General features: G+C 49.1%; 31 protein-coding genes. 2 read left to right on the top strand and 29 right to left on the bottom strand.

All coding sequences use genetic code 11. The features are described 5' to 3' along the window. Window positions 1-80: 80 nt before the first annotated feature. On the top strand, window positions 81-548 hold the full coding sequence (locus tag JNC77_RS06790; RefSeq protein WP_374830766.1) for a peroxiredoxin: 468 nt from the start codon (window positions 81-83) through the stop codon (window positions 546-548). Between the two features lie 32 nt (window positions 549-580). Beyond that, the gene (locus tag JNC77_RS06785) at window positions 581-835 is read left to right on the top strand and encodes a hypothetical protein (protein ID WP_374830764.1); all 255 of its coding nucleotides are present in this window, start codon (window positions 581-583) and stop codon (window positions 833-835) included. A 59-nt stretch (window positions 836-894) separates the two neighbouring features. On the opposite strand, the gene alaS is transcribed toward JNC77_RS06785, so the two are convergent. The 29 genes from alaS to rpsS all read right to left on the bottom strand — a co-directional run bounded on the left by alaS (window position 895) and on the right by rpsS (window position 21,924). Beyond that, window positions 895-3,558, bottom strand: coding sequence for an alanine--tRNA ligase (gene alaS, locus JNC77_RS06780; RefSeq protein WP_374830762.1), 2,664 nt, complete (start codon window positions 3,556-3,558; stop codon window positions 895-897). Between the two features lie 315 nt (window positions 3,559-3,873). Continuing rightward, entirely contained in the window at window positions 3,874-4,002 is a 129-nt protein-coding gene (locus tag JNC77_RS06775) for a hypothetical protein (protein WP_374830760.1), read from the bottom strand. A gap of 202 nt (window positions 4,003-4,204) precedes the next feature. Next, window positions 4,205-5,290 (bottom strand): recombinase RecA, encoded by a 1,086-nt coding sequence (recA, locus tag JNC77_RS06770; RefSeq protein WP_374830758.1) that lies wholly within the window; start codon window positions 5,288-5,290, stop codon window positions 4,205-4,207. A gap of 309 nt (window positions 5,291-5,599) precedes the next feature. After that, window positions 5,600-6,265: a YiaD family glycine zipper/OmpA-like lipoprotein gene (locus JNC77_RS06765; protein WP_374830756.1), complete on the bottom strand. Its 666-nt coding sequence runs from the start codon at window positions 6,263-6,265 to the stop codon at window positions 5,600-5,602. A 128-nt stretch (window positions 6,266-6,393) separates the two neighbouring features. Continuing rightward, entirely contained in the window at window positions 6,394-6,978 is a 585-nt protein-coding gene (locus JNC77_RS06760) for a transglycosylase SLT domain-containing protein (protein WP_374830754.1), read from the bottom strand. Between the two features lie 249 nt (window positions 6,979-7,227). Next, window positions 7,228-8,544: a replication-associated recombination protein A gene (locus tag JNC77_RS06755; RefSeq protein ID WP_374830752.1), complete on the bottom strand. Its 1,317-nt coding sequence runs from the start codon at window positions 8,542-8,544 to the stop codon at window positions 7,228-7,230. Window positions 8,545-8,575: 31 nt separating this feature from the next. Continuing rightward, window positions 8,576-10,009 (bottom strand): DegQ family serine endoprotease, encoded by a 1,434-nt coding sequence (locus JNC77_RS06750; protein ID WP_374830750.1) that lies wholly within the window; start codon window positions 10,007-10,009, stop codon window positions 8,576-8,578. 216 nt (window positions 10,010-10,225) lie between these two features. Then, a complete protein-coding gene (gene rplQ, locus JNC77_RS06745) occupies window positions 10,226-10,654 on the bottom strand; it encodes a 50S ribosomal protein L17 (protein ID WP_374830748.1) in 429 nt (142 codons plus the stop codon). A 40-nt stretch (window positions 10,655-10,694) separates the two neighbouring features. Next, window positions 10,695-11,708 carry a DNA-directed RNA polymerase subunit alpha gene (locus JNC77_RS06740; protein WP_184218640.1) on the bottom strand — a complete coding sequence of 338 codons (1,014 nt, stop codon included), beginning with the start codon at window positions 11,706-11,708 and terminating at the stop codon, window positions 10,695-10,697. 112 nt (window positions 11,709-11,820) lie between these two features. After that, window positions 11,821-12,210, bottom strand: a complete 390-nt coding sequence (gene rpsK, locus JNC77_RS06735) for a 30S ribosomal protein S11 (protein ID WP_374830746.1) — start codon at window positions 12,208-12,210, stop codon at window positions 11,821-11,823. 135 nt (window positions 12,211-12,345) lie between these two features. Continuing rightward, window positions 12,346-12,714, bottom strand: a complete 369-nt coding sequence (gene rpsM, locus JNC77_RS06730) for a 30S ribosomal protein S13 (RefSeq protein ID WP_374830744.1) — start codon at window positions 12,712-12,714, stop codon at window positions 12,346-12,348. A 231-nt stretch (window positions 12,715-12,945) separates the two neighbouring features. Further along, the gene (locus tag JNC77_RS06725; RefSeq protein ID WP_374830742.1) at window positions 12,946-13,530 is read right to left on the bottom strand and encodes an adenylate kinase; all 585 of its coding nucleotides are present in this window, start codon (window positions 13,528-13,530) and stop codon (window positions 12,946-12,948) included. Continuing rightward, a complete protein-coding gene (gene secY / locus JNC77_RS06720) occupies window positions 13,527-14,867 on the bottom strand; it encodes a preprotein translocase subunit SecY (protein WP_374830740.1) in 1,341 nt (446 codons plus the stop codon). Before secY ends, JNC77_RS06725 begins: the two co-directional genes overlap by 4 nt. Window positions 14,868-15,142: 275 nt before the next feature. Further along, window positions 15,143-15,619, bottom strand: a complete 477-nt coding sequence (gene rplO, locus JNC77_RS06715) for a 50S ribosomal protein L15 (protein ID WP_374830738.1) — start codon at window positions 15,617-15,619, stop codon at window positions 15,143-15,145. A 19-nt stretch (window positions 15,620-15,638) separates the two neighbouring features. Continuing rightward, on the bottom strand, window positions 15,639-15,836 hold the full coding sequence (rpmD, locus tag JNC77_RS06710; RefSeq protein WP_184218657.1) for a 50S ribosomal protein L30: 198 nt from the start codon (window positions 15,834-15,836) through the stop codon (window positions 15,639-15,641). A gap of 56 nt (window positions 15,837-15,892) precedes the next feature. Beyond that, window positions 15,893-16,453, bottom strand: a complete 561-nt coding sequence (gene rpsE / locus JNC77_RS06705) for a 30S ribosomal protein S5 (protein WP_374830736.1) — start codon at window positions 16,451-16,453, stop codon at window positions 15,893-15,895. A gap of 173 nt (window positions 16,454-16,626) precedes the next feature. After that, window positions 16,627-16,989, bottom strand: coding sequence for a 50S ribosomal protein L18 (gene rplR / locus JNC77_RS06700; protein ID WP_374830734.1), 363 nt, complete (start codon window positions 16,987-16,989; stop codon window positions 16,627-16,629). A 12-nt stretch (window positions 16,990-17,001) separates the two neighbouring features. Then, on the bottom strand, window positions 17,002-17,535 hold the full coding sequence (rplF, locus tag JNC77_RS06695; RefSeq protein ID WP_374830732.1) for a 50S ribosomal protein L6: 534 nt from the start codon (window positions 17,533-17,535) through the stop codon (window positions 17,002-17,004). 39 nt (window positions 17,536-17,574) lie between these two features. Then, a complete protein-coding gene (gene rpsH, locus JNC77_RS06690) occupies window positions 17,575-17,973 on the bottom strand; it encodes a 30S ribosomal protein S8 (RefSeq protein WP_184218669.1) in 399 nt (132 codons plus the stop codon). Between the two features lie 10 nt (window positions 17,974-17,983). Continuing rightward, window positions 17,984-18,289: a 30S ribosomal protein S14 gene (gene rpsN / locus JNC77_RS06685; protein WP_374830730.1), complete on the bottom strand. Its 306-nt coding sequence runs from the start codon at window positions 18,287-18,289 to the stop codon at window positions 17,984-17,986. Between the two features lie 25 nt (window positions 18,290-18,314). Next, window positions 18,315-18,872: a 50S ribosomal protein L5 gene (gene rplE, locus JNC77_RS06680; RefSeq protein ID WP_374830728.1), complete on the bottom strand. Its 558-nt coding sequence runs from the start codon at window positions 18,870-18,872 to the stop codon at window positions 18,315-18,317. Further along, window positions 18,865-19,176: a 50S ribosomal protein L24 gene (rplX, locus tag JNC77_RS06675; protein ID WP_374830726.1), complete on the bottom strand. Its 312-nt coding sequence runs from the start codon at window positions 19,174-19,176 to the stop codon at window positions 18,865-18,867. Before rplX ends, rplE begins: the two co-directional genes overlap by 8 nt. A 12-nt stretch (window positions 19,177-19,188) precedes the next feature. Continuing rightward, window positions 19,189-19,557, bottom strand: coding sequence for a 50S ribosomal protein L14 (rplN, locus tag JNC77_RS06670; protein ID WP_184218677.1), 369 nt, complete (start codon window positions 19,555-19,557; stop codon window positions 19,189-19,191). A gap of 66 nt (window positions 19,558-19,623) precedes the next feature. Next, window positions 19,624-19,866 (bottom strand): 30S ribosomal protein S17, encoded by a 243-nt coding sequence (gene rpsQ / locus JNC77_RS06665; protein WP_184218679.1) that lies wholly within the window; start codon window positions 19,864-19,866, stop codon window positions 19,624-19,626. A 12-nt stretch (window positions 19,867-19,878) separates the two neighbouring features. Beyond that, complete coding sequence (gene rpmC / locus JNC77_RS06660) at window positions 19,879-20,079, bottom strand: 50S ribosomal protein L29 (protein ID WP_184218682.1); 201 nt, start codon at window positions 20,077-20,079, stop codon at window positions 19,879-19,881. An 11-nt stretch (window positions 20,080-20,090) separates the two neighbouring features. Continuing rightward, entirely contained in the window at window positions 20,091-20,504 is a 414-nt protein-coding gene (gene rplP / locus JNC77_RS06655; RefSeq protein WP_374830724.1) for a 50S ribosomal protein L16, read from the bottom strand. 39 nt (window positions 20,505-20,543) lie between these two features. Beyond that, window positions 20,544-21,254 (bottom strand): 30S ribosomal protein S3, encoded by a 711-nt coding sequence (rpsC, locus tag JNC77_RS06650; protein WP_184218688.1) that lies wholly within the window; start codon window positions 21,252-21,254, stop codon window positions 20,544-20,546. Beyond that, window positions 21,254-21,643, bottom strand: a complete 390-nt coding sequence (rplV, locus tag JNC77_RS06645) for a 50S ribosomal protein L22 (protein ID WP_184218691.1) — start codon at window positions 21,641-21,643, stop codon at window positions 21,254-21,256. Before rplV ends, rpsC begins: the two co-directional genes overlap by 1 nt. A 2-nt stretch (window positions 21,644-21,645) precedes the next feature. After that, window positions 21,646-21,924, bottom strand: a complete 279-nt coding sequence (gene rpsS, locus JNC77_RS06640; RefSeq protein WP_184218694.1) for a 30S ribosomal protein S19 — start codon at window positions 21,922-21,924, stop codon at window positions 21,646-21,648. Window positions 21,925-21,928: the final 4 nt, after the last annotated feature.

Genomic DNA, 21,928 nt, shown 5'->3' with positions numbered 1-21,928 from the left:
TGCACTCTTGCGGTCAATAATGGCATGATTTTTAAAAGCCTCTGAATGAACTGCGAATCCGACACTTGAAAGGCATTAATATGGCACAGCCCCAAATTGGTGATATTGCACCGGATTTTACCCTACCGGAGGATTTAAACGGCAATCTGACCTTATCTTCGCTACGCGGACAAAAAGTTGTTTTGTTTTTTTATCCCAAAGATGACACAAGCGGCTGCACCAAAGAATCGATTGCCTTTAGTGAATTGAAGGTAGAGTTTGAAAAGGCTGATACGGTCATTGTCGGTATTTCACCCGACACCGTGGCAAAGCACCAAAAATTTCGCATCAAACATAACCTCACCACTCTTCTAGTGGCAGATGAAGAACGAACTGCCTTGGAAGCCTATGGTGTCTGGGTAGAGAAAAGCATGTATGGTCGTAAATATATGGGTGTTGAACGCACCACTTTCCTGATCGACCGTGAAGGTAAAATTGCCCGGATATGGAATAAGGTCAAAGTGGCAGGCCATGCCGAAGCCGTGCTTGCAAAAACACAGGCTCTATAAATTTACGCACTTCAAGAGCAGAAGGTTAAAACGTGCAGATTTTCCTGAAAAAATGCTTTATCAGAGCTTTAGCCTTTACGCTTTTAAGTCTGATAAGTTTAAGTGCAGGTTCTGCCGAAACCGCCAAGCCAATTCCTGATTTTATTGATGCTCCAACAGCACAACAAACACTGCCGCCATTAACACAAACAAAACCGCCAGCTGTTGTAAACCCGATCCTGCACCAATCTCTGGTCGTTAGTGCAATTGATCCGATTATAACGGGGCCGGTACCGGTTAAAAAATAATCTTTAAAATCATTCATTAAAAAGGCCGGAAATTCCGGCCTTTTTAATATTGTCTACTTTTAGATTGAAGCAAGTGCACCTTTAACAGCCGCAATGGCATTCGTGGCCTGCGAACCATCCGGCCCACCAGCCTGCGCCATATCAGGGCGACCGCCACCACCAGCACCACCAAGGGCTGCTGATGCCACACGCACCAGATCGACCGCACTGAAGCGCGATACCAAATCCTCAGTCACACCCACAACGGCACTTGCCTTGTTGCTTTCATCAATACCAATGAAAAGCACAATACCGGAGCCAAGCTGCTTTTTGCCATCATCGGCTAATGGCTTCAGATCACGCGGGGCAACGCCGCTCACAATCTTGCCCATGAAATTAACGCCATTAACAACTTCATGTGTCGCAGCACCATCTGCACTGTCACCGATAAGTGCCAGTTTTTTGCGCGCCTCGGTCAGTTCTTTTTCAAGCTTGCGACGCTCGTCAATCAAATTGTTGACACGTTCAAGCGCTTCAGAAGGTGTGGTTTTCAATGCAGAAGCAATCGCTTTGATACGGTCATCCTGCTCTTCAAGATAAAGGCGGGCAGCCTCACCGGTCAGCGCTTCCATGCGACGAACACCAGCTGCAACCGCACTTTCTGCAACAATGCGTACCAAGCCGATATCACCGGTCTGGTGAACATGTGTACCGCCGCAAAGTTCAAGCGAGTAAGTTTTGCCAGCTTTATCACCTTTGGTGGCAGTTCCCATCGAAACCACACGCACTTCATCCCCGTATTTTTCACCGAAAAGCGCCATGGCACCTGCTTCGATAGCGTCATCAACTGCCATCAAACGGGTATTAACCGGCGCATTTTGCAAGATAATTTCATTGGCAATATTTTCAATCTCGCGCAATTCATCATCACTGATCGGTTTCGGATGCGAGAAGTCAAAACGCAATCGTTCCGGCGCGACAAGCGAACCTTTCTGCGCCACATGAGTGCCAAGCGTTTCACGTAATGCTTCATGCAGCAAATGCGTTGCCGAATGGTTGGAGCGCATACGTGAGCGACGCTCATGGTCAACCACGAGTTCAACCGCATCACCGGTTTGCAATTTGCCTTCACGGATAATGGCCTGATGAACGAAAACACCGTCAGCTTTTTTCACCGTATCGGTTACTTCGATGACAAAACCGTCACCATAAATGAAGCCCGCATCACCTTGCTGACCACCGGATTCCGCATAAAACGGGGTCTGATTGACGATGATGGAAACATTCTCGTCGGTACTTGCTTTATCAATCACCTCACCTTCACGCACCAGTGCGGTGACGACACCTTCGGCTTTCTCGGTGTCATAGCCAAGGAATTCAGTTGCGCCGACTTTATCACGAACCTGAAACCAGACTTTCTCGGTTGCAGCATCACCTGAACCGGACCAGTTGGCACGTGCTTCCGCCTTCTGGCGCTCCATCGCAGCGCTAAACCCGTCCGTATCAACACTGATACCACGCTGACGCAGAGCATCCTGTGTCAGGTCAAGCGGGAAACCATAAGTGTCATAGAGCTTGAATGCGGTTTCGCCATCAAGGCTCTGGCCTTCGCTCATATTTTCGGTTGCATCACTGAGCAAACCAAGGCCGCGTTCCAGCGTTTTGCGGAAACGGGTTTCTTCCAATTTGAGTGTTTCAGAAATCAATGCTTCTGCACGTACCAGTTCCGGATAGGCCTGCCCCATCTCGCGCACCAATGTCGGCAGCAAGCGATACATTAAAGGATCACGCGCACCAAGCAGCTGTGCATGACGCATAGCGCGACGCATGATTCGCCGCAGTACATAACCTCGGCCTTCATTGGAAGGCAATACGCCATCGGCAATCAAGAAACTGGCTGAGCGCAGATGATCGGCAATCACACGGTGACTTGCGCGCTGCCCGCCTTCTGCCTTCACACCCGTTACTTCTTCCGATGCACGGATCAGTGCTTTGAAGATATCAATATCATAATTGTCATGAACACCCTGCAAAATTGCAGCGATACGCTCCAGACCCATACCCGTATCAATCGATGGGCGTGGCAGATCAACACGCTCTTCTTTGGTCACTTGTTCAAACTGCATGAAAACAAGGTTCCAGATCTCGATGAACCGGTCACCGTCTTCATCAGCCGATCCCGGAGGGCCACCCCAGATATGATCGCCGTGATCATAGAAAATTTCAGAACACGGGCCACAAGGACCGGTGTCACCCATCGCCCAGAAATTGTCATTTGTTGCAATGCGGATGATACGATCATCGCTGAGACCAGCAATTTTCTTCCAGTAATTGGCAGCATCATCATCGGTATGATAAACAGTGACCAGCAGCTTGTCTTTTTTCAGACCAAATTCTTTGGTGATCAGGTTCCAAGCATGAGTAATTGCTTCTTCTTTGAAATAATCACCAAACGAAAAATTGCCCAACATTTCAAAAAATGTGTGGTGTCGCGCAGTGTAACCGACATTGTCCAAATCATTATGCTTGCCGCCGGCGCGAACGCATTTCTGCGAGGTGGTCGCGCGGCTGTAAGGACGTGTTTCCAGACCGGTAAACACATTTTTAAACTGCACCATACCCGCATTGGTAAACATCAAGGTTGGATCATTACGCGGAACCAACGGACTGGACGGTACAACTTCATGACCGTTTTTGCGGAAATAATCGAGAAATGTAGATCTTATCTCGTTGACGCCACTCATGCTCCACCTTCGGGTTTTTCACCCTCAATTCAGACGCGATAACCGGCATTATGCTCATGTTGCGTCAAATACATCCGAGACAATTATCAATGTCTCACGTTAGAAATTATATAGGCTATTTCAATCAGGTAAAAAATACCGACCACTGAAATTCTGATGAACTTTAAACACCCATTGGTGCTTATATTCAGCATATTCCAACAAGTATTGCATAAATTGCTTTACTGTCTTCAAGATGCATCTTCAGCTCAAATGATTTGTGCATATGAAAAACACTCATGCACAGCCAAACCAAATGGATAAAACAGCCTAAGGTTAAGTGCTTTTAGCGAGGTCTGACGGCGCTGTCCAGATCAACTCGCGCTCGGAAAGCCTTGCTTTGGCTGCTTGTGGCATTTTCACACATTCATCAATCAGACCAGATAAATGGCACATCGCTGACATTCTCAACACACCATCTGCCAAGACAGAAAAATCCCCCGCCATCAAAGGATGACAGGGGATTTTGTATTTTCACAACCCTGAACGGATATGTGAAAAACCTAGAGCGTGTCGCACTTAATCGTATCCACCGTGCTCGCTCTAGCGTTTTGTTTTTACGCATGTCTTTATCCCAAAACCGGTACCCACTTTTGGGAGACATGCTTTAACTTTCAGCGACTTCCGGACTTTCATCATCGGGCCCGCCACCTTCAAGGAATTTTTCGGCGATCAGACCGGCGTTCTGACGCAATGCCAGTTCAATCTCATTTGCGACTTCCGGATTCTCACGCAAATAGGTCTTGGCGTTTTCACGTCCCTGACCCAAACGCTGTGAATTATAGGAAAACCATGCACCCGCCTTTTCAACAATACCGGCTTTCACACCCAGATCGACCAATTCGCCAACCTTGGAAACACCGGCACCATACATGATATCGAATTCAACCTGCTTGAACGGAGGTGCAAGCTTGTTCTTGACCACTTTCACGCGAGTTTGGTTGCCAACGACTTCATCACGATCCTTGATTGCACCGATACGGCGGATATCAAGGCGGACGGATGCGTAGAATTTCAGCGCATTACCACCGGTTGTTGTTTCAGGAGAACCGAACATCACACCAATCTTCATACGAATCTGGTTGATGAATATAACCATACAATTAGAGCGGGAAATCGAAGCAGTGAGCTTGCGCAGAGCCTGACTCATCAAACGCGCCTGCAAACCCGGCAATGAATCCCCCATATCGCCTTCAATTTCCGCACGCGGTGTCAAAGCAGCTACAGAGTCAATCACCAACACATCAATCGCTCCGGAACGCACCAATGTATCAGTAATTTCCAGCGCTTGCTCACCGGTATCCGGCTGCGAGATCAACAGGTTTTCCAGATCAACGCCAAGCTTGCGGGCGTAGATCGGATCAAGTGCATGTTCCGCATCGACAAATGCGCACACGCCACCTTTTTTCTGAGCTTCTGCAATTGTGTGCAGAGCCAACGTTGTTTTACCGGAGCTTTCAGGTCCGTAAATTTCAACGATACGCCCTTTTGGCAGACCGCCGACGCCGAGCGCAATATCAAGCGACAGCGAACCAGTCGGAACTGTTTCAATTTCCACAACCTGATCGCTTTGACCAAGTCGCATGATCGAGCCTTTACCGAACTGACGTTCGATCTGGGATAGCGCTGCATCCAGAGCTTTTGTCTTGTCCACTGATTTTTCCTCAACGAGTCGCAATGAATTCTGAGACATTTATAACATCCTCTTGTGCTGCTTGTAGCCCACTATTAAGAGAGTTTCTAATTCTTTGTATCTGTTTTGTTCCAAAATTGCAATATCAACAACTCATTGATAACACAATACTTTTAAAATTTGTTCTATAAACGTTCGCTTAAAAACATCATTTCAACAAATTGGGTACTGAAATTATGTTGCAAATGAGAAGCTGATTTTCATGAAATATGATTCGTTAAATCTATAAAAAAGCGTGGCATCCCTTTGAGGTACCACGCTTTAACACATTTCACACAATCTGAATAAGTTCAGATTGATATACTTGGCTTACATACCGGATTTCAACGGAGAAATCTGGATTTCAACGCGACGGTTCTGCGCGCGACCTTCCGGCGTTGCGTTGGAAGCAACCGGTTGCGAAGCACCGTAACCGATCACGGCAAAGCGGCGTGGATCAATACCCTGACTACCGAGATAAGTTGCGACCGAAGCTGCACGACGCTGTGAAAGCTGTTGGTTATAACTAGCGCTACCGGTTGAGTCGGTAAAACCGAGAATATCAACCAAGGTCTGGTTGAACTTGCGCAGGACAATCGCAACGGAGTTCAAGGTTGGGTAGAACTGCCCCTTAACAGCATCCTGATCGGTATCGAAAGTAATGCTTGAAGGCATATTCAGAATAATCTGATCGCCATTACGGGTGACGGAAACACCGGTACCCTGCAACTGAGCGCGCAATTCTGATTCCTGACGATCCATATAATTACCGATCGCACCGCCACCAAGCGCACCAATACCGGCACCAATCAGCACCGCATTACGCTGGGCACGGCTGGAGCCACCAACCATCAAGCCGCCCAATGCACCAACAGCTGCACCGATTGCAGCCCCACCGGCTGTGTTGGAAACCTTTTCCTGCCCTGTATAAGGATCAGTAGTACAGGCGGAAAGGAAAGTAGCCGCAAGGGCAGCAATGGTCAGTTTCTTCAACATAAAAGATTATCCCTAAATGAGCGATTCTGAGCGTATAATAATCCTGAATACGGCACGAACATGCACTTTATACGCATAGTGCCAATTTTCAAACCCTGCTTGTTTCTTAGTCAAAGTTTTTGGATTGTTTAACTCAACCGCCCACAACTTCTAAGCTGTACTTGATAACGCTTCGCCATATCGGCCGTACGCTTCGCACCGTTTTTCGCGACCGCACTCTTACGCCACACGCCACGCGAATAACCGCCATGACCGGAATGATATGCCAGATAAAGATTATAGGCATCATTACGGGCGATACCGTTGGTTTTATAGCTTTGATAATGATACCAGCCGATGAAATGGATCGCGTCATTAAAATTACTGCGCGAAGCACCGCTGCGACCAGTTTCACGACGATAACGATCCCAAGTACCATTTAAAGCTTGTGAAAATCCATAAGCAGTGGACTGGCGCTTCCACGGAATAAATCCAAGCAGCTTCGTTCTTGGCGGACGCGCATATGGTCGGAAACTTGATTCCGTATAGATTGTTGCCATCAAGACCGGGATGGGAACCCCAAACTCACGCGAGGTTTTTTGTGCTGCACCATGCCAATTATTGATCCAACCATCGCGTTGATCAAAAATAGCACAGGCATTATTCACCTGTTTTGGCGCACTAGCACATCCAGCCAGTATCAGAAGCGCTACGAGACACAAAATGCGCATCATTCAACCTTTCCTACATGCCCGCTTCATTCACCTGTTTCGACCGGCATTCCTGATAATCAATCTTTGATATGCAGCAAATTGAAAGACTGACAATGTCCGGAATGCGTTCAAAAAGAGGCATCGTGAAAGATCATGAATGAAGCGTAAATATTAACAGGCTGTTGCCCAGCCTGTTTTTAGCTATACAAATCCAGGACGTGGTAAATATTTGCTCAAAATTCAAGGTTTTGCCGCGTCTTTATAGCTAAGCTATTTCCGGCCGGATCGTTCCTGACGCAAACGCTGCCAATAATCCAGACGCTTGCGTAATTCACGTTCAAAGCCGCGCTCCACCGGCTGATAGAAATTTTGGCGGCCTAATTTCTCAGGAAAATAATCTTGTCCGGAAAAAGCGTCCGGCTGATCATGGTCATAAGCATAACCATCACCATAGCCTTCGCCCTTCATCAGTTTGGTCGGTGCATTGAGAATATGCTTTGGCGGCAAGAGCGAGCCATTGGCTTTGGCAGTTGCCAATGCTGCTTTATAAGCTACATAAACCGCATTGGATTTCGGTGCTGTTGCAAGATAAACACAAGCCTGAGCAAGTGCCAGCTCTCCTTCCGGCGAGCCCAAATAATCATAAGCATCCTTGGCAGCATTACAAATGGCCAAAGCTTGCGGATCAGCCAAGCCGATATCTTCTACCGCCATGCGTACCAATCGACGGCCAATATATAGCGGGTCTTCACCTGCATCAAACATACGGCAAAGATAATATAGTGCTGCATCGGGATCAGAACCACGCACGGATTTATGCAAGGCAGAAATCAGATTATAATGACCGTCCTGTCCTTTATCATAAACAGGGGCACGACGCTGCACAATCTCTTGCAAAGTTTCAGCATCAAAGGTTTCATTCGGCTTGGCAGCACGCCAAACCTCTTCGGCCAAGGTTAAAGCTGCGCGACCATCACCATCCGCCATGCGGATGAGGCTTTGCCGTGCATTCTCATCCAGTGGCAATTCGCGTTCTTCCTGCGCTTCCGCACGCTTCAACAGCACGGAAATGCTCGTCTCATCATGCGGTTTGAAAGTCAAAACCCGCGCGCGCGACAATAGCGCCGCATTGAGTTCAAATGACGGGTTTTCCGTTGTTGCACCAATCAAAATAACCGTGCCATCTTCCATCACGGGCAGAAAACTATCCTGCTGCGCACGATTGAAGCGATGAATCTCGTCAACAAACAACAAGGTTTGCCGACCGGACATGCGTCTGGAGCGCGCCATTTCAAAAACACGCTTCAGATCAGCCACACCGGAGAAAATTGCCGAAATCTGTTCAAATGCGAGATCAGTTTCTCCGGCAAGCAAACGAGCAACCGTCGTTTTCCCTGTTCCTGGCGGCCCCCAAAAAATCATTGAACCCAAAGTGCCTGACGCAATCATGCGGCTTAGCACTCCGTCTTCACCGGTCAAATGTTCTTGTCCCGACACTTCCGCCAATGTACGGGGGCGCATCCGGTCGGCCAATGGCCGATTGCGGTCGGCCATTGGGTCAGGGGATGCAGAAAAAAGATCGCTCATTCTTGTCTCACAAATTACCGGTTAAAACCGGTTATCGCACAAATTGCCGGATCAAAGCACCATTGCGCTCAAATTCAAGCCGCCACATCAAACCACGACCACCGCTTAGGGCTGATTGCAGGTCTTGTATATTACGGATCGGGGTACCGTTGATACCACGAATAATATCGGATGGACGAAGTCCCAAACGATGTGCCGGTGACCCTTGATAAACCTCCGAAACACCTACACCTGTCGTATTTTGCGGCAGACGCAACCGTTTATTGGCAGAAGCATTCAATTCTACAACCGAAGCACCTGAAATCGGATTATCACCTTCAATCAATTGTGGTGCTACATCTTTAACTTCCGGTTCTTTTGCAAGTTTCACCGAGATTTTCTGCTGTTTGCCATCGCGCAGCACATCCAGTTCCACGACATTGCCAATACCTGCCGTTGAAAGGCGATAGCCTAGCACATCGGGATTATCCGCGCGCACACCCTGCACCCGCAAAATAACGTCACCGATCTTCAAACCGGCCTTTTCTCCAGGGCCATCTTTGACAAGCGCTGCTATCAAAGCGCCATATGGCTGCTCCATTCCAAGACTATCAGCCACATCACGAGTGATGGTCTGGAAGGTGGCACCGATAAACGGACGCACAAAACTGGAATTACCGGCAGCTGCGGCATCCACAACCGCTTTCACCATATTGGATGGAATTGCAAAGCCAATACCGATCGAACCGCCGGATCGTGAGAAAATCGCCGTATTGATGCCAATCAATCGGCCATTCATATCTATCAGACCACCACCCGAATTGCCCGGATTGATTGCGGCATCGGTCTGAATGAAAAAGTCGAAATCGGAAATTCCCACTTGTGTGCGTGATTGCGCGGACACAATACCACTGGTGACAGTCTGCCCGACACCAAACGGATTACCGATTGCCAAGACCAGATCACCCACTTCGACCGCATCGGAATCACCAAGCGCTACGACGGGAAACGGATCTTTGCCTTCAATTTTAAGCACGGCCAGATCGGAGGTTTTATCGCGGAGCAAAATACGGCTTTCATATTCACGCCCGTCGGACATCGCCACTTTGATCTCGTCGGCATCTTCAATAACGTGATTATTGGTAATCACAATACCGGAGGCATCCACAATGACACCTGAGCCCAATGATTGTTCGACCCGTGGCCTGCCCTGCCCAAAACTTTGACCAAATTGACGACCGAAAAACTGTTCGAAAAATGGATCACCGGCGAAAGGTGAACGGCGCTGCTGAACTTGACGCGCCGCATAAATATTGACGACCGCAGGCGCTGTTTGTTTTACCAAAGGCGCAAAAGATGCCTGAACTTGTGCGCGGTTGTCCGGAACTGCCCGTGTGACACTATCTTGCGCCACCGCTACGCCCGTTATTGATAAAGCGCTAAAGCCCATCAGTGCGCCAAAAACCATCGATCGCCAAGCTCTCATACGATACTCCATCCACTATAAAGCGCAGATTATAATCTTTGATTCATGGCATAATGTAGTCGAAACTGTCACTGATTAAACCATCAAAGCGGATTTAAATCTTAGCGCCATATAATAGCTCACCAAAAAGCTCTTATCAGACTGATAAAAACCTTTAAGCAAAGAAAAAGGAGCCCGAAAGCTCCTTGATCTTAAATCCAGTCATGTGACTGAAAATTATGCTGCATCAGCTTCGTTAGCCTGTTCAGCTTCAACGCGGGCGAGATCTTTTGCGCCCTTTGCGTTTACATCGCGCTCAACAAACTCAACAACAGCCATAGGCGCATTATCACCAAAGCGATAGCCCGCTTTCATGATGCGGATGTAACCGCCGTTACGGGTTGCGTAGCGGGTTGCAATTGTATCAAACAGCTTGCCAACCAGTTCGACGTTCTGGATTGCAGAAATTGCCTGACGACGTGCATGCAGGTCGCCACGCTTGCCGAGTGTAACAAGCTTTTCTACGATCGGACGAATTTCCTTAGCTTTAGGAAGGGTCGTTACGATCTGTTCATGCTCAATAAGCGATGCTGCCATATTAGCGAACATTGCTTTGCGATGCGAGGCGGTGCGGTTCAGCTTACGCTGTGCATTACCGTGGCGCATGGCCTTCTCCTTTAATCTTTTTCAACCGATCAGTGCCGGCTCAATATTGGTCTTCGTAGCGTTTTGCGAGATCTTCGATATTCTCAGGCGGCCATGTTGGAATTTCCATACCAAGATGGAGTCCCATTGACGCAAGAACTTCTTTGATTTCGTTCAACGATTTGCGGCCGAAATTCGGAGTCCGCAGCATTTCGGCTTCCGTTTTCTGAATGAGGTCGCCGATATAAACGATGTTATCGTTCTTGAGGCAGTTAGCTGAACGCACTGAAAGCTCCAGTTCGTCAACTTTCTTAAGCAGTGCTGGGTTAAAGGCCAGTTCTGCTTCCTGCTCCTGCGGGGCTTCCTTTTGCGGCTCTTCAAAGTTGACAAAGATTGCCAGCTGGTCCTGAAGAATACGGGCTGCATAAGCAACAGCATCTTCACCACTAACCGCACCATTTGTCTCAATGTTGAGCGTCAGCTTATCGTAGTCAAGAACCTGACCTTCACGGGTGTTCTCAACCTTGTAAGAGACTTTACGCACCGGTGAATAGAGGCTGTCGACTGGAATCAAGCCAATCGGAGCATCTTCAGCACGGTTTCTGTCGGCAGGGACATAACCCTTACCGGTATTGACGGTGAATTCCATACGAATCTCAGCGCCCTCGTCGAGGGTGCAGATGACGTGATCCGGATTAAGGATTTCAACGTCGCCAACAGTCTGAATATCGCCGGCGGTTACAACGCCCGGGCCTTCTTTACGCACAACCATGCGCTTAGGACCCTCACCTTCCATACGGATGGCGATTTCTTTGATATTCAAAACGATGTCGGTAACATCTTCACGAACACCCGGAATTGACGAGAATTCATGCAGAACGCCATCAATCTGAACTGCAGTAACAGCAGCACCGCGTAAGGATGACAAGAGCACCCGACGAAGAGCGTTACCAAGTGTCAGACCGTAGCCGCGCTCTAAAGGCTCGGCAACCACTGTTGCATGCGTATGCGAACCACTGGTGAGAAACTCAACCTTGTTAGGTTTGATTAGTTCCTGCCAATTTTTCTGAATCATTTTATTTTCCTTCATACAACTGTCGCTACCATCCAATCGTAGCGATCAAGCGAAGAAGCCGCAGAGAAAACAGACTTTAACGCCTTAATCCCCATGCGGCAGTGAACAGAAATTATACGCGGCGCTTCTTGCGAGGACGGCAACCATTGTGCGGGATCGGTGTCACGTCACGAATCGATGTGATCACGAAACCAGCAGCCTGCAGGGCACGCAGTGCTGATTCACGACCTGAACCCGGACCGCAAACCTCAACTTCGAGGGTTCGCATGCCATGTTCCTGTGCCTTTTTGGCGCAATCTTCAGCAGCGATCTGTGCAGCAAACGGGGTCGATTTACGTGAGCCCTTGAAACCTTGAGCACCAGCTGACGACCAGGCAATAGCATTGCCCTGCGCATCAGTGATTGTGATCAGTGTGTTGTTGAACGTTGAATTAACGTGTGCAACACCGGTCGAAATATTCTTGCGTTCTCTACGACGAACGCGAGCGGCATCCTTGGCCATGTCAGTCCTTCCAATTGATCTCTACACCGCCGTAATTCCAGCGGCTCCACCAGTCCCGAATACTCGGACACAGGACTAGCATCAAATTATATATGCTTAAGATAAGCACGCAGCGCTTTATTCAAGCGCTACGGATTATTTCTTCTTACCGGCAATTGCCTTGGCAGGCCCCTTACGGGTACGTGCGTTGGTATGGGTGCGCTGACCGCGTACCGGCAATGAACGACGATGACGCAGACCGCGGTAGCAGCCCAGATCCATCAGACGTTTAATGTTCATCGATGTTTCACGACGCAGGTCACCTTCAACCTGATAGTCAGCATCGATTGCTTCACGAATCTGAAGCACTTCAGCGTCGGTCAACTGGTTGACGCGACGTTCAGCAGCGATTCCGACTTTCGTCACAATCTGCTGTGCAAATTTTGGTCCAATCCCGTGAATATACTGAAGCGCAATGATTACGCGTTTATTCGTAGGGATGTTGACGCCAGCGATACGTGCCACGCGTTTTCTCCTTGAGAAGTGTTAATGTCCTGTCCGGACGTTAATATTCGATTGCCCTAATCCAGACAGTTTTCATGTCCGATATCTGATCAAGCGCCTCTTGTACGCAAAAAACCAACATCGACCACTAAGATAATCGAAGTGGGGCTGTCATTGACGGAATCGTCGGCAAAAGTCAACCATTAAGTAACTTTTGCCGACACCGTCAGTCGCAAGAAACAGGCTTTCAGTCTACGCCGAAGCCAGGATCTTGGCGATTTCTTTCGTCACGGTATCAACTTCCGCCATACCGTCTACCGTCTTCAACTCACCTGTTGATGCATAATGATCAGACAATGGTGCGGTTTTCTCACGATATTCAACCAAACGCTTACGGAAAGCTTCCGGATTATCGTCAGAGCGAACCTGACCGCCATTAGCGATAGTTTCGGCCACACGATTTTCCATACGCTTAACCAAAGCGGATTCATCAACCTTCAGCTCGATAACAGCATCAAGCTTCAAACCTTTACCACTCAACATATCAGCGAGTGCTACAGCTTGTGGCACAGTTCTCGGATAACCATCCAGAATGAACCCATTGGCGCAATCAGCTTCATCAATACGATCTGAAACAATCGCGTTGACAATTTCATCAGAAACAAGCTGGCCTGCATCCATGACAGCCTTAGCACGTTTGCCAACTTCGGTTTGTTGCGCAACAGCTGCGCGCAACATATCACCGGTCGACAATTGCGGGATCCCGTATTGTGCTGTCAGCAATGAAGCCTGCGTACCCTTGCCGGCTCCTGGTGGTCCAAGAAAAATCAATCTCATCTGTTACGTTTCCCGCCTCTTAGTTTGGACTTCTTGATGAGTCCCTCATACTGATGCGCAATCAGATGGCCCTGAACCTGCTGAACAGTATCAAGCGTGACACTGACAACAATCAGAAGTGACGTTCCACCCAAATAGAACGGTACACCGGTTGCAGAAATAAGGAACTCAGGAAGCAAACATACTAATGTAATATAAATAGCACCTACGACGGTAATGCGAGTCAGCACATAGTCGATATATTCTGCGGTACGTTCACCCGGACGGATACCCGGAATAAAGCCTGAATGTTTTTTCAACTGGTCGGCAGTGTCCTTAGGATTGAAGACAATGGCGGTGTAGAAGAAACAGAAGAAAATGATCAGTGCAGCGTAAAGCAGCATATAAAGCGGCTGACCGTGGCCAAGCGCGTTCAGAATAGCCGAACCCCAAGCTGGCATATTTTCTGAATTTGCAAAGCCGGCAACCGTTGCAGGCAACAATAATAAGGAAGACGCAAAGATAGGCGGAATAACACCGGCAGTGTTCAGCTTAAGCGGCAGGTGTGACGTATCACCCTGGAACATGCGGTTACCCACCTGACGCTTCGGATACTGGATCAACAGTCGACGCTGAGCACGCTCGACGAATACGATCACAGCAATCAGAACAATCGCCAGAATAATAACGGCCAAAATCAGACCGGTCGACAATGCACCTGTACGGCCAAGTTCAAGTGTACCGGAAATGGCACTTGGAAGGTTGGCAACAATACCGGAGAAGATGATCAGAGAAATACCGTTACCGATACCGCGTGCGGTGATCTGCTCACCAAGCCACATCAGGAACATGGTACCGCCAACCAGTGTAATCACAGAAGATACACGGAAGAACATACCCGGTTCCGTGACGATTCCGCTGCCTGATTCCAGACCGACAGAAATTGCATAGGCCTGAACAAGCGCCAGAAGCACAGTACCATAGCGGGTATATTGGTTGATGACTTTACGCCCTGCTTCACCGTCTTTTTTCAAAGCTTCAAGTGAAGGCACAACTGAGGTCATCAGCTGCACGATAATGGACGCAGAAATATAAGGCATAATTCCGAGGGCAAAAATAGCCATACGGCCCACAGCACCACCGGCAAACATGTTGAAGAGGCCCAAGACCCCTTGTGCATGTTGCTGGAATGCCTGTGCCAATGCATCAGGATTAATACCAGGTAACGGGATATAAGTACCAAACCGATAAACAAGCAATGCGCCTAGGGTAAACCAAATACGCTTCTTGAGTTCTTCTGCCTTGGAAAAAGCTGAAAAATTAAGGTTGGATGCAAGCTGTTCAGCAGCCGATGCCATAAAAATACTCCGGTGAAATCTCAGGCCCGCCTCTAGATCCGTTAAGACGCCTCTAGGTCTGTTAAGATTTGAGTTCAAGTAGTTTTGATATCGCCCTACAAACCGGAATTCAATACAGAGTTAGCAAAAAGAGTACCGATAAAACATGTATTGCGACCATCAGAACAACGACAACACGAATCTAAACAGACGATAAGCGCAGGCGTTCTAAGCCAGATAAGCGCACAAGCTTAAATATGCAAGCGGCGGCTCGAAAGCCGCCGCTATTAATTTGCTTATTCAGCAGCAGGAGCTGCTTCAGGAAGCTTTACGCTACCGCCAGCTTTTTCAACTTTTTCAATTGCAGCTTTTGAAGCACCTGCAACGTCAAAAGTTACTTTAGCAGTAATTTCGCCGTTCGAAAGCAGACGTACGCCATCTTTCGCACGACGAATCACGCCGGCTGCAACCAAAGCTTCTACAGTCACTACAGCTGAAGCATCCAGTTTACCTGCATCAATTGCAGTCTGAACGCGTTCAACGGAAACAGTGTTGAAATCTTTAGCAAAAATATTGGTGAAACCGCGCTTAGGCAAGCGACGGTAAATTGGCATCTGGCCGCCTTCAAAACCATTGATGGCTACGCCTGAACGGGACTTCTGACCCTTCACACCGCGACCACCGGTCTTGCCGGTTCCGGAACCAATACCACGGCCTACACGCTTACGTGCTTTAACTGCACCTGGCTTTTCACGCAGATCGTTGAGTTTCATCTCTATATCTCCCTGCGGCTTAAGCCTCGTCCACTACGCGGACGAGATGCTGGACGCTACGGATCATGCCGCGCACTGAAGGTGTATCTTCAAGTGTTGAGCGACGACGCATTTTGTTAAGTCCCAGACCGATAAGCGTTGCACGCTGCTCAGCAGGACGACGGATTGGGCTACCGATCTGTTCGACCGTAACCGTCTTACCCTTCTTCTCAGCCATAACTGAAATCCTTTATCATGGGCAAGCTCGAATTAAAGCTTGCTTAAGCTGCTAGCTTACTCTTCGGAACCAACAACATCAGCGCGACGCGCTTGCAATGTCGAATACTTAATACCGCGCTGCGCAGCAATATCCTTCGGATGCATCTGATGTTTCAGAGCATCAAAGGTTGCGCGCACCATGTTATAAGGGTTCGATGAACCGAGCGACTTAGCAACAACGTCCTGCACACCAAGCGTTTCGAAAACTGCACGCATAGGACCACCGGCAATGATACCTTTACCGGCAGGAGCTGAGCGAAGCAGAACTTTACCTGCGCCGTGACGGCCAGCAACATCATGATGAAGTGTACGGCCTGAGCGAAGCGGTACGAAAATCATATCACGCTTTGCAGCTTCTGTTGCCTTGCGGATTGCTTCAGGTACTTCACGAGCCTTACCGTGACCAAAACCAACGCGGCCTTTCTGATCGCCAACAACGACGAGTGCAGCAAAACCAAAACGACGGCCGCCTTTAACAACTTTGGCAACACGGTTGATGTGTACCAGCTTATCTACGAATTCACTGTCGCGTTCGTCGCGACCGCGGTCTTCGCGATTACGGTCTCTCTGTGCCATATCCTGTTTCCTTTTTCTTTTCCGGAAGCACAATGTAAATGCACAGGCAATTAAGCGGAAACTATGAGTTCCCCTCACCTGAACACTGCGGTGCATAAACGGAAAAGGGAAAACTTACAAGTCTTCCCTTCCCGACACCATATATTTTACCTCTGATAAATCAGAAGCAAAAATTAGAAGCTCAGACCGCCTTCGCGGGCTGCATCTGCCAAAGCCTTAACACGGCCGTGGAAAATGAAAGCGCCACGATCAAAGACAACTTCTTTGACGCCGGCTTTAGCTGCACGCTCGGCAACCAGTTTGCCAACAGCAGCAGCTGCGGCCTGGTCAGCACCGGTCTTCAATGAAGACTTCAGATCACCTTCAAGTGTGGATGCAGCAGCAACTGTTACACCACGGGAATCATCGATGATCTGTGCGTAGATGTTTTTCGAAGAGCGATGTACGCTAAGACGCAAACGACCATTCGCAACAGCCTTAAGCTGACGACGGACGCGTGCAGCGCGACGCTGAGTAGTTTGTTTTGGCGATGCCATGACGCGCGCTCCTTACTTCTTCTTGCCTTCTTTACGGACGATCACTTCGCCAGCATATTTCACGCCCTTGCCCTTGTAAGGCTCAGGTTGACGATATTCGCGAATTTCTGCTGCGACCTGACCGACCACCTGCTTATCAATACCGTTAATTACAATTTCTGTAGGTTTCGGTACTGTAACGGTGATGCCTGCTGGCACTTCGTAAACAACTTCATGGCTGAAGCCGAGGGAAAGCTGAACATTTTTACCCTGCATTGCTGCACGATAACCAACGCCGTTGATTTCCAGCTTCTTTTCAAAGCCGTCAGTGACACCAACAAAAATGTTGGAGATCATTGTACGCGCCATGCCCCACTTGGAACGTGCGTCTTTTGAAGAATCGCGTGGAGTTACAGAAACTGCACCATCTTCTAAAGCAACAAGCACTTCTTCGTTGACGACATAAGACAATTCGCCTTTTGCGCCTTTGGCTTTAACGGTTTGCCCATCGACGGTGGCGGTTACGCCCGCCGGAACCGGCACGGGTTTCTTACCGATACGAGACATTTTTCTACCTGTCCGTTTCTATGTAAATTGCCTGTCGCATCAGAAGATGCGGCAGAGCAACTCACCACCAACGTTTTGATCGCGGGCTTCGTGATCAGCCATAACACCCTTAGGTGTTGACAAGATCGAAATACCAAGTCCGTTTGCGACCTGCGGGATCGATTTAACCGACACGTAAACGCGACGGCCAGGCTTGGATACGCGCGTAATTTCGCGAATAACCGGAGCACCTTCGTAATATTTCAGTTCGATTTCGATCTCGGCTTTACCGTTTTCGAATTCGCTCTGTGTATATCCGCGGATATAACCTTCAGCCTGAAGAACATCCAGAACACGTGCACGCAGTTTAGACGCAGGTGTTGAAACCTTGGTCTTCTTACGGCCGATTGCGTTACGGATGCGGGTCAGCATATCGCCGATTGGATCTGACAAAGACATCTATTTCTCCTTACCAGCTCGACTTGACCACGCCTGGCACCTGGCCAAGCGAACCCAACTGACGCAACGCAATACGCGACATTTTCAGCTTACGGTAGTAACCACGTGGACGGCCTGAAATTTCGCAACGATTGCGAATACGGACCTTGGATGAATTACGCGGCAATTCGGCGAGCTGGATGGTGGCGCGGAAGCGCTCTTCCAGCGGAAGGCTTTGATTCATTACAATCGCCTTCAGACGAGCACGCTTTTCAGCATGACGCTTAACCAACTTTTCGCGGCGCTTATTTTTTTCGACTGCGCTAGTCTTGGCCATTTTCTATACCTCGCTACGCTTGTCGTTACTGGCGGAACGGGAAGTTGAAGGCACGCAGCAATGAGCGCGCTTCATCATCCGTCTGGGCAGTCGTGCAAACGATGATGTCCATGCCCCAGATCTGATCAACTTTATCATAGTTGATTTCTGGAAACACGATGTGTTCCTTAATACCCATGGCGAAGTTGCCACGACCATCAAAGCTCTTAGGATTCAGACCGCGGAAGTCGCGAACGCGCGGGAGCGCAATCGTAACCAAACGATCCAGGAATTCGAACATACGCTCGCCACGAAGAGTTACCTTCGTACCGATCGGCATTTCTTCGCGCAATTTGAAGGTTGCGATCGAATTACGTGCACGGGTGATGACCGGCTTCTGACCTGCGATAAGAGCAAGATCTTCAGCAGCGCGTGCAGGCTTTTTAGAGTCCGCAGTTGCTTCACCAACACCCATATTGATGACCACTTTATCAAGACGTGGAATCATCATTTCGTTGCTGTACTTGAATTCTTCAAGCAAAGCTTTACGGATTTCATCCTGATAAAGCTTCTTGAAGCGGGGAAGTGCCTTAGCTTCAGCCATTGATCAGCGCTCCAGAACGTTTTGCGACACGTACTTTTTTGCCGTCTTCAATGCGGAAACCAACGCGGGTTGGTTTACCGTCTTTAGGATCAGCAACCGCCAGATTCGACAAATGAATCGGAGCCTCTTTCGAGATAATTCCGGCTTCTTGTGTCTGTGTCTGACGCTGATGGCGCTTCACAAGATTGATACCACGGACGATCGCCTGATCATCCTTAGGCATAACTTTGATAACTTCGCCGGTACGGCCTTTGTCCTTACCAGCAAGCACGACAACGCTGTCGCCTTTGCGAATCTTCTGCATCGTGTGCTTCCCTTACAGAACTTCCGGAGCCAGCGAGATGATCTTCATATGGTTCTTAGCGCGAAGTTCGCGTGGAACCGGTCCGAAGATACGTGTGCCGATAGGCTCTTTCTTGTTATCGATGATAACGGCAGCATTGTTATCGAAACGGATAACACTGCCGTCAGCGCGACGGATGTCCTTGGCAGTGCGTACTACGACTGCCTTCATCACATCACCCTTTTTGACGCGGCCGCGCGGAATAGCTTCCTTGATCGACACTACAATAATGTCGCCCACGGAAGCATATTTACGCTTCGAACCGCCCAGCACCTTGATGCACATGACACGGCGTGCGCCGGAGTTATCCGCCACGTCGAGGTTTGTTTGCATCTGAATCATGACTGGCCGCCTTCTTTCCTCTCAGCTGGTTAAGGGCTCCTGCCCTACCTAAGCTGCGTGTTGTATTTAGCCCGCTACGCCGTTTGAAATAACGACCCAGCGTTTGTCTTTCGAAATCGGCTTTGATTCCTGAATGGAAACAAGATCACCGGTTTTGAACTGGTTTGTTTCGTCATGCGCTTTGTATTTTTTCGACTGACGAATAATTTTCTGAAGCAGAGGGTGCGCAAAGCGACGCTCTACCCGTACGACTACTGTCTTGTCGTTCTTGTCGCTGACGACAACGCCCTGCAGAATGCGTTTAGGCATTATATAACTTCCTTATGCCTTGCTTTCGGCCGCCTTCTGGCGGGCGATAGTCTTAATGCGTGCGATGTCGCGGCGAACCTGCTTCACACGCGCGGTTTTTTCAAGCTGTCCGGTAGCTTTCTGGAAGCGCAGGTTAAACTGCTCTTTCTTCAAGCTGCCGAGCTCTTCTTTCAACTGGTCAGGGCTTTTGGCCCGAACATCTGCGGCTTTCATAGTTGCCTCTCTTATTCTGCGATACGCTGGATAAAGCGTGTCTTGATCGGCAACTTAGCTGCGCCGAGTCTGAGTGCTTCGCGTGCCACATCTTCTGGTACGCCGTCAAGCTCAAACATTATGCGACCTGGTGCCACACGGCAAGCCCAATAGTCAACAGAACCTTTACCTTTACCCATACGGACTTCGGTTGGTTTGCCGGTTACTGGCAGATCAGGGAAGATTCTGATCCATACACGGCCTGCACGTTTCATGTGTCTGGTGATCGCACGGCGAGCCGCTTCGATCTGACGGGCGGTGACGCGTTCCGGCTCTACGGCCTTCAGGCCGAAAGCACCGAAATTAAGATCCGTACCACCTTTCGAGGCGCCGTGGATACGGCCCTTGAACTGTTTACGGAACTTGGTGCGCTTAGGCTGCATCATTGTTCTCTACTCCAATTTTCTCGCTCGCGGCCCGTATTATCAGGCGTTTTCGCGGCGGCGGTTCGACTGGGAACCTTGATTGTCACCCTCGACCGCACGACGTTCGGAAGCCATTGGGTCATGTTCAAGGATTTCGCCCTTGAATACCCAAACCTTCACGCCACAGATACCATAAGCGGTCTGTGCTTCAGCCGTACCGTAGTCGATATCAGCGCGCAGAGTGTGCAAAGGAACGCGACCTTCACGGTACCATTCCATACGAGCAATTTCTGCACCGCCCAAACGTCCCGAGCAATTGATACGAATGCCTTCAGCTCCAAGACGCATTGCAGACTGAACTGCACGCTTCATGGCGCGACGGAATGCCACACGGCGTTCCAGCTGCTGAGCAATCGATTGAGCAACCAAAGTTGCATCAATTTCTGGCTTGCGAACTTCGACGATATTCAGCGAAGCATCGGAATTGGTCATTTCGGAAAGCTTCTTGCGGAGCTTTTCGATGTCTGCACCTTTTTTACCGATAATGATGCCCGGGCGTGCTGAGTGAATAGTCACACGGCACTTTTTGTGAGGGCGCTCAATAACGATTTTTGAAATCGCTGCCTGCTTCAGTTCTTTCGTCAGGTATTCACGAATTTTTACATCTTCGTGAAGCAGCTTACCATATTCGCCGGTATTCGCGTACCAACGCGAATCCCAGGTACGGTTGATGCCGAGACGAAAACCGATCGGATTAATCTTCTGACCCATTATGCGGCCTCCACTTTTTCCGCTACTTCGCGGACAATAATGGTGAGATGCGAAAACGGCTTCTCAATACGGCTTGCACGACCGCGACCGCGAACGTGAAAACGCTTCATGACAATCGACTTGCCAACAAATGCTTCAGAAACAATCAATGCATCCACATCGAGATCATGATTGTTTTCTGCGTTTGCAATCGCTGACTGAAGAGTTTTCTTGACTGTGCCGGCGATACGCTTGCGGGAAAATTCCAGATCAGCAAGTGCCGCATTGACTTTCTTGCCGCGGATCATTGCCGCGACAAGATTAAGTTTCTGCGGGCTGACGCGAAGCGTACGGGCGACGGCTTGCGCCTCGTTATCCTTAAGCTGGCGGGGAGCCTTGGCCTTGCCCATCGTTACTTCCTCTTTGCCTTTTTGTCCGCACCGTGACCGTAATAGGTACGTGTAGGCGCGAATTCACCGAACTTATGTCCAACCATTTCTTCTGATACTGACACCGGAATATGCTTATTTCCGTTGTACACACCGAAGGTCAGGCCTACGAACTGCGGCAGGATCGTGGAGCGGCGGCTCCAGATCTTGATAACTTCATTACGACCGCCATCGCGTACCTTCTCAGCCTTCTTGAGAAGATAGCCGTCAATAAACGGTCCTTTCCAAACTGAACGAGCCACTTTA

It is taken from the genome of Paenochrobactrum pullorum, from assembly GCF_041929845.1.
Lineage (GTDB): Bacteria > Pseudomonadota > Alphaproteobacteria > Rhizobiales > Rhizobiaceae > Paenochrobactrum > Paenochrobactrum pullorum.
Note: the sequence above shows the minus strand (reverse complement) of the source record. Positions and strands in the feature narration are given on the sequence as shown.

Coding starts and splice junctions, on each gene's coding strand:
- JNC77_RS06790 (WP_374830766.1), top strand. CDS start 81: ATGGCACAGCCCCAAATTGGTGATATTGCACCGGATTTTACCCTACCG.
- alaS (WP_374830762.1), bottom strand. CDS start 3,558: ATGAGTGGCGTCAACGAGATAAGATCTACATTTCTCGATTATTTCCGC.
- JNC77_RS06775 (WP_374830760.1), bottom strand. CDS start 4,002: ATGTCAGCGATGTGCCATTTATCTGGTCTGATTGATGAATGTGTGAAA.
- recA (WP_374830758.1), bottom strand. CDS start 5,290: ATGTCTCAGAATTCATTGCGACTCGTTGAGGAAAAATCAGTGGACAAG.
- JNC77_RS06765 (WP_374830756.1), bottom strand. CDS start 6,265: ATGTTGAAGAAACTGACCATTGCTGCCCTTGCGGCTACTTTCCTTTCC.
- JNC77_RS06760 (WP_374830754.1), bottom strand. CDS start 6,978: ATGATGCGCATTTTGTGTCTCGTAGCGCTTCTGATACTGGCTGGATGT.
- JNC77_RS06755 (WP_374830752.1), bottom strand. CDS start 8,544: ATGAGCGATCTTTTTTCTGCATCCCCTGACCCAATGGCCGACCGCAAT.
- JNC77_RS06750 (WP_374830750.1), bottom strand. CDS start 10,009: ATGAGAGCTTGGCGATCGATGGTTTTTGGCGCACTGATGGGCTTTAGC.
- rplQ (WP_374830748.1), bottom strand. CDS start 10,654: ATGCGCCACGGTAATGCACAGCGTAAGCTGAACCGCACCGCCTCGCAT.
- JNC77_RS06740 (WP_184218640.1), bottom strand. CDS start 11,708: ATGATTCAGAAAAATTGGCAGGAACTAATCAAACCTAACAAGGTTGAG.
- rpsK (WP_374830746.1), bottom strand. CDS start 12,210: ATGGCCAAGGATGCCGCTCGCGTTCGTCGTAGAGAACGCAAGAATATT.
- JNC77_RS06725 (WP_374830742.1), bottom strand. CDS start 13,530: ATGAGATTGATTTTTCTTGGACCACCAGGAGCCGGCAAGGGTACGCAG.
- secY (WP_374830740.1), bottom strand. CDS start 14,867: ATGGCATCGGCTGCTGAACAGCTTGCATCCAACCTTAATTTTTCAGCT.
- rplO (WP_374830738.1), bottom strand. CDS start 15,619: ATGAAACTCAACGATCTGCGTGAAAAGCCAGGTGCAGTTAAAGCACGT.
- rpmD (WP_184218657.1), bottom strand. CDS start 15,836: ATGGCTGAGAAGAAGGGTAAGACGGTTACGGTCGAACAGATCGGTAGC.
- rpsE (WP_374830736.1), bottom strand. CDS start 16,453: ATGGCACAGAGAGACCGTAATCGCGAAGACCGCGGTCGCGACGAACGC.
- rplR (WP_374830734.1), bottom strand. CDS start 16,989: ATGGCATCGCCAAAACAAACTACTCAGCGTCGCGCTGCACGCGTCCGT.
- rplF (WP_374830732.1), bottom strand. CDS start 17,535: ATGTCTCGTATCGGTAAGAAACCCGTGCCGGTTCCGGCGGGCGTAACC.
- rpsH (WP_184218669.1), bottom strand. CDS start 17,973: ATGTCTTTGTCAGATCCAATCGGCGATATGCTGACCCGCATCCGTAAC.
- rpsN (WP_374830730.1), bottom strand. CDS start 18,289: ATGGCCAAGACTAGCGCAGTCGAAAAAAATAAGCGCCGCGAAAAGTTG.
- rplE (WP_374830728.1), bottom strand. CDS start 18,872: ATGGCTGAAGCTAAGGCACTTCCCCGCTTCAAGAAGCTTTATCAGGAT.
- rplX (WP_374830726.1), bottom strand. CDS start 19,176: ATGCAGAAGATTCGCAAAGGCGACAGCGTTGTCGTGCTTGCTGGTAAG.
- rplN (WP_184218677.1), bottom strand. CDS start 19,557: ATGATTCAGATGCAAACAAACCTCGACGTGGCGGATAACTCCGGCGCA.
- rpsQ (WP_184218679.1), bottom strand. CDS start 19,866: ATGCCTAAACGCATTCTGCAGGGCGTTGTCGTCAGCGACAAGAACGAC.
- rpmC (WP_184218682.1), bottom strand. CDS start 20,079: ATGAAAGCCGCAGATGTTCGGGCCAAAAGCCCTGACCAGTTGAAAGAA.
- rplP (WP_374830724.1), bottom strand. CDS start 20,504: ATGATGCAGCCTAAGCGCACCAAGTTCCGTAAACAGTTCAAGGGCCGT.
- rpsC (WP_184218688.1), bottom strand. CDS start 21,254: ATGGGTCAGAAGATTAATCCGATCGGTTTTCGTCTCGGCATCAACCGT.
- rplV (WP_184218691.1), bottom strand. CDS start 21,643: ATGGGCAAGGCCAAGGCTCCCCGCCAGCTTAAGGATAACGAGGCGCAA.